This is a genomic window from Streptomyces bobili (genome assembly GCF_002154575.1).
GTDB lineage: Bacteria > Actinomycetota > Actinomycetes > Streptomycetales > Streptomycetaceae > Streptomyces > Streptomyces bobili.
This window is the reverse complement of the sequence record NZ_MUBA01000756.1, coordinates 1-4,929: the sequence shown is the minus strand read 5'-3', so window position 1 is coordinate 4,929 and position 4,929 is coordinate 1. Positions and strand designations below refer to the sequence as shown.

The 4,929-nt window shown below is 69.8% G+C and carries 5 protein-coding genes; 3 read left to right on the top strand and 2 right to left on the bottom strand.

The genetic code is table 11. From position 1 onward, the window contains the following. Positions 1 to 27: 27 nt before the first annotated feature. A complete protein-coding gene (locus tag BZL64_RS37275) occupies positions 28 to 708 on the top strand; it encodes a TetR/AcrR family transcriptional regulator (RefSeq protein WP_086773422.1) in 681 nt (226 codons plus the stop codon). 56 nt (positions 709 to 764) lie between these two features. On the opposite strand, the gene BZL64_RS37270 is transcribed toward BZL64_RS37275, so the two are convergent. Further along, positions 765 to 1,988 carry an RNA-guided endonuclease InsQ/TnpB family protein gene (locus tag BZL64_RS37270; protein WP_086773421.1) on the bottom strand — a complete coding sequence of 408 codons (1,224 nt, stop codon included), beginning with the start codon at positions 1,986 to 1,988 and terminating at the stop codon, positions 765 to 767. A 25-nt stretch (positions 1,989 to 2,013) separates the two neighbouring features. Between BZL64_RS37270 and tnpA the strand changes: the two genes are divergently transcribed. Beyond that, entirely contained in the window at positions 2,014 to 2,430 is a 417-nt protein-coding gene (gene tnpA / locus BZL64_RS37265) for an IS200/IS605 family transposase (RefSeq protein WP_086773420.1), read from the top strand. A 112-nt stretch (positions 2,431 to 2,542) separates the two neighbouring features. Here tnpA and BZL64_RS37260 read toward each other — a convergent pair whose 3' ends face one another. After that, a complete protein-coding gene (locus BZL64_RS37260) occupies positions 2,543 to 3,505 on the bottom strand; it encodes a helix-turn-helix transcriptional regulator (protein ID WP_086773419.1) in 963 nt (320 codons plus the stop codon). Positions 3,506 to 3,566: 61 nt separating this feature from the next. Between BZL64_RS37260 and BZL64_RS37255 the strand changes: the two genes are divergently transcribed. After that, positions 3,567 to 4,929: MFS transporter (locus BZL64_RS37255; protein ID WP_086773418.1), on the top strand; the 1,363-nt coding region annotated here is incomplete at its 3' end.

The following is a 4,929-nucleotide window of genomic DNA, read 5'->3' as shown; positions in this document are numbered from 1 at the left end:
CGCGGCGCGATACCGGCCGCCTGGGCGATGTCCTCGGCGCGGGTGGCCTTGAGGCCTCGGGCGGCGAAGAGGCCGGCGGCCGGTATCGCGCCGCGCACGTTCTACCGTTACTTCGCCTCCAAGGAGGAGGCGGTCGCCCCCCTCTACGCGGCCGGCGCCCAGCGCTGGGCGGAGGCGGTGCGTGAGGCCCCGCCCGAACTGACCCCGCCCGAGGCCCTGGAACACGCGGTACGGCAGACGCTCACCCCCGGCGTGGGGATCTCCTCGGCGTCCTGGGAATGGGTCCGCACCCTCATTCGTCTCGCCTCCGCCAGCCCCGCCCTGGGCAAGGTCTGGGCGGAGGTCTGCCATGCGTCGGAGGGGGCGTTGGGAGAGGTGCTCAGGGAGCGGGCGGCCAGGACCGCCGCAGGACTCGACAACGTTGCCGAGCCGGCAGGTTCGGACGGGTCGGCACGGTCGGCTGGGCCCGACGAGTCGGCCGGGTCCGCTGGGTCGACTGGGCCTGCTGGGTCCGCCGATTCCACCCACCTCGCCGAGCCCACCCCGCGCCAGCGCTTCGTCGCGGCGGTCGCGGGGGCCGCGGTGCGCGTCGCCGTGGAGAGCTGGTCCACGACCGACAGTCCTCCGCACGGGCCCGGCGGCCCGGCGGAACTCGCCCTGAGGAACCTGGAAGCGGTGCGGGGGATGGAGTGGCGGGAGCCCGATTGACTTGCTCCTCGGGCTGAAGCCCGAGGATTCTGGCCTTCTCGATCGTTGCTGTGCCGCTACGCGGCACGGGGTTCGGTCGGGAATCCGTGGCTTCCTGTTTCTTCGCGCTGTGCCGGGATTGCTCCTGGTCTTACCGATGCTCCGCAGGCCGATACCGCCAGTCCGGCGGCCGTCTTCACGTTGATCGCGGCATTGTGGTCCCGGTCGTGGACCGCGCCGCAGGCGGCACACGTCCACTCCCGGACATCGAGGGGCTTGGGTCCGTCCTTGACGCCGCAGGTCGAGCAGATCTGACTCGTCGGCTCGAACCGGCCGATCTTGATGAGGGTCCGCCCGTACCGTTGTGCTTTGTACTCCAGCATGTTCACGAATGAGGCCCAGCCGGCGTCATGCACGGACTTGGCCAGCCTGGTGCGCGCCAGTCCCGCCACCGACAGGTCCTCCACAGCGATCCCTTGGTTCTCGGAGATCAGTTTCGTGGAGAGCTGGTGGTGGAACTCATGACGGGCATCGGCCACCTTCGCGTGGGCGCGGGCGACCTTGAGACGGGCCTTCTCCCGGTTCTTCGATCCCTTCTGCTTGCGGGACAGTCCCTTTTGGGTCTTCTTCAGTTTCTTCTCGGCGCGCCGCAGGAAGCGCGGGGAGTCGATCTTCGTGCCGTCGGACAGGACCGCGAAGTGGGTCAGGCCGAGGTCGGTGCCGATGGTGCGGCCGGTGGCGGGCATCCGCTCGGCATCCGCCTGCGGGTCGGTGTCGATGACGAAGGAGGCGAAGTACCGCCCGGCGCAGTCCTTGACCACGGTGACCGAGGTGGGGGTGGTGGGCAGTGTGCGGGACCACTTCACCTTCACCGCCCCGATCTTCGGCAGGTTCAGCCGTCCGCTGTCGGTGACCTTCCAGCGGGCGTTGGCGGTGAACCTGATCGACTGGCGGGTGTCCTTGCGGGACTTGAACCGCGGCGGACCGATCCTGGGTCCCTTGCGATCGCCCTTGAGGGAGGCGAAGAAGTTGCGGTAGGCGGTCTCGGCGTCGCGCAGGGACTGCTGGAGCACGACCGCGGAGACCTCGCCCAGCCAGGACCGCTCCACGGTCTGCTTCGCCTGGGTGATCAGCCGTGTGGACAGCTCGCCGATCTTCGGAAACAGCTTCCCGGCCCTGCGGGCGCTCTCGCGGGCGTACACCGCGTCGTTGAACACGACACGGGCGCACCCGAACGCCTTCGCCAACGCCCTCTGCTGACCGGTGTCCGGGTACAGGCGAAAGCTGTACCGGAGCTGCATGACCGTCACGCTACATACTTGGGTTATGGGTGAGATGCAGAAGATCAGAACTGGTCGGCACTGTGTTTTCGTCATGCATGTGCACTTGGTCTTCGTGACCAAGTTCCGGCACAAGGTGTTCACCGATGCCCACTTGAGGCGTATGGAGGAGATCATGCGGTCGGTGTGCACGGACTTCGAGTGCGAGCTGGTGGAGTTCAACGGCGAGGACAACCACGTCCACCTGCTGGTGAACTTCCCGCCCAAGGTCGCCGTCACCAAACTCGTCAACTCCCTCAAGGGCGTCTCCTCGCGCCGCCTGCGCCAGGAGTTCCCCGACCTGGCACGCCACTACTGGCGGGCCAACAAACTCTGGTCCGGCTCCTACTTCGCCGGAACCGTCGGAGGCGCCCCGCTCACCGCGGTCAGGCAGTACATCGAACAGCAGAACCAGCCGGTATGAGCATTCCCGGCTCCGCCCGGGACAGATACGGCGACGCTCCGCGTCGCCACCATCAGATTCGCTTCACCCCCGGCGTGAACACGGGGGCACTGCGAATGAATCCCGGTAGCGCCTATCCCGCGCTCGCTCGTCCCAGTCGTCCCCCCAACTCCCGTACGCACTCCACCAGTTCGTCTGGAGAGTGGACCGTGAACTCGTGGCCCAGCATGGCGAGGCGGACCGCGAGCCACTCCAAGGGGTCGCCGGTGACGGCTCGCAGGCGGCAGCCGTCGGGGGTCTGCTCCGGCCGGCCGAACCAGGACGGGAGCCGCGCGGCGACGGCCTCGGCCGGGGCCTGGAAGGTGACGTCGAACTCGTAGGTCTCCTGGCGCCGTTGGATGGACTGGCGCAGGTATTCCGCCGCGTCCCCCTGCGGTACCTCCCGAGGGGTGAAGCGGGTTCCGGTGGCGAAGGGCTGGGCCACCCGGTCGACGCGGAAGGTCCGCCAGTCGTCGCGTTCGAGGTCGTAGGCGACGAGGTACCAGCGGCGGCCGGTGGAGACGAGGCGGTACGGCTCGGTCAGGCGGCGCGACTCGGTGCCGTCCTTCGCGCGGTAGGCGAACCGCAGCCGCTCGTGCCCGGCGACCGTCGAGGCGATGACGGTGAGCGTCTCGGGCGCGATGCTGGCCCCGTCCCCGCTGGTCAGCGGGGTGGTCGCGGCCTGGAGGGTGGCGACCCGGTGGCGCAGCCGGGCCGGCAGGACCTGCTCCAGCTTCGCCAGGGCCCGTACGGAGGCCTCGTCGACGCCCTCCAGCGCGTGTCCGGCGCCCGCACGCAGGCCGACCGCGATCGCCACCGCCTCCTCGTCGTCGAGGACGAGCGGGGGCATCGCCTTGCCCGCGACCAGCCGGTATCCGCCGTCGGAGCCCTTGGTCGCCTGGACGGGATAGCCGAGTTCGCGCAGCCGGTCGATGTCCCGCCGGACCGTGCGGCGGGACACCTGGAGCCGGCCGGCGAGTTCGCCGCCGGGCCATTCGCGGGGCGTCTGGAGGAGGGAGAGGAGCTGCAGCAGCCGAGCCGGAGTGTCCGTCGTCATGCCTCGAGGATGCCCTACCACTAGGACACGATCTGACCTAGTGCCCCCCTAGTGTCCTCCCATGACCTCCAACGAGACCCAGTCCTCCGCCGATCCCGGGCCGGCCGAGCGCCCCCCGAGGACGGACACCCAGGCAGCCGCGACCGCACCGGCGGCCGTGGGCGACCGACGCAGGTGGTTCGCTCTGGCGATCGTGATGACCGCGGCCTTCATGGACCTCGTCGACGTCACGATCGTCAACATCGCCATCCCCTCCATGCGGCGCGACGCGGGCGCCTCCGACAGCCAGGTCCAGTGGATCACCGCCGGATACGCGCTCGCCTTCGCCGCCGGCCTCATCACCGGCGGACGCCTGGGCGACATCTACGGCCGCAAGCGGCTGTTCCTCCTCGGCATCGGCGGCTTCACCGTCGCCTCCGCGCTGTGCGGCTTCGCCGTGAACCCGGAGATGCTGGTCGCCTCCCGACTCCTCCAGGGCGGCATGGCGGCGCTGATGGTCCCGCAGGTGCTGTCGATCGTGCACGCCACCTTCCCGGCGCACGAACGCGGCAAGGTCTTCGGACTCTTCGGCGCGGTCGTCGGTCTGGGGGCGGTCTCCGGGCCGCTGCTGGGCGCGCTGCTGATGGAGTGGAACCTGTTCGGGCTGGAGTGGCGGCCGATCTTCCTCATCAACCTGCCGGTCGGCATCCTGGCCCTGATCCTCGGCGGCCGTTTCATCACGGAGTCGCGCGCGCCGAAGGCGCTCAAGCTCGACCTGGTCGGCGTCGCGCTGGTGACGCTCGGTCTGCTGATGCTGCTCTACCCGCTGACCCGCGGCCGTGAGCTGGGCTGGCCGCTGTGGGGGCACCTGTCGATGGCCGGCGCGTTCGGCGTCTTCGGCGCGCTGGTGGCGTACGAGCGGCGCAAGGGCGCGCGGGACGGCTCGCCGCTGATCGAGCTGTCCCTCTTCCGGGTCAAGAGCTTCGCCGCCGGCATCGCGGTGCAGACGGTCTTCGGCGTGTGCCTCGGCATCTTCTTCCTGGTCTGGACGCTGTACATGCAGATCGGCCTCGGCTGGGGCGAGTTGCGCGCCGGTCTGACGGGGATCCCGTTCTCCCTCGCGGTGTCGACGGCCGCCGGTCTCTCGGTGCAGAAACTGGTCCCGCGCTTCGGCCGCAAGGTGCTCCAGGCGGGCGCCCTGACCATGGCCGCGGGCGTCCTGCTCTACCTGTGGGAGTCCGGGCGCTACGGCCTCGACATCGCCCCCTGGCAGATGATTCTCCCGCTCACCGTGATGGGCGCCGGCATGGGGCTGATCGTCGCTCCGCTGACCGACGCGGTGCTGTCGGAGGTGCCGCGCGAGCACGCCGGTTCGGCGTCCGGGCTGATCAACACCGTGATGCAGATGGGCAACGCGCTCGGCCTCGGCCTGGTGTCCGTCGTCT

Coding starts and splice junctions, on each gene's coding strand:
- BZL64_RS37275 (WP_086773422.1), top strand. CDS start 28: ATGTCCTCGGCGCGGGTGGCCTTGAGGCCTCGGGCGGCGAAGAGGCCG.
- BZL64_RS37270 (WP_086773421.1), bottom strand. CDS start 1,988: ATGCAGCTCCGGTACAGCTTTCGCCTGTACCCGGACACCGGTCAGCAG.
- tnpA (WP_086773420.1), top strand. CDS start 2,014: ATGGGTGAGATGCAGAAGATCAGAACTGGTCGGCACTGTGTTTTCGTC.
- BZL64_RS37260 (WP_086773419.1), bottom strand. CDS start 3,505: ATGACGACGGACACTCCGGCTCGGCTGCTGCAGCTCCTCTCCCTCCTC.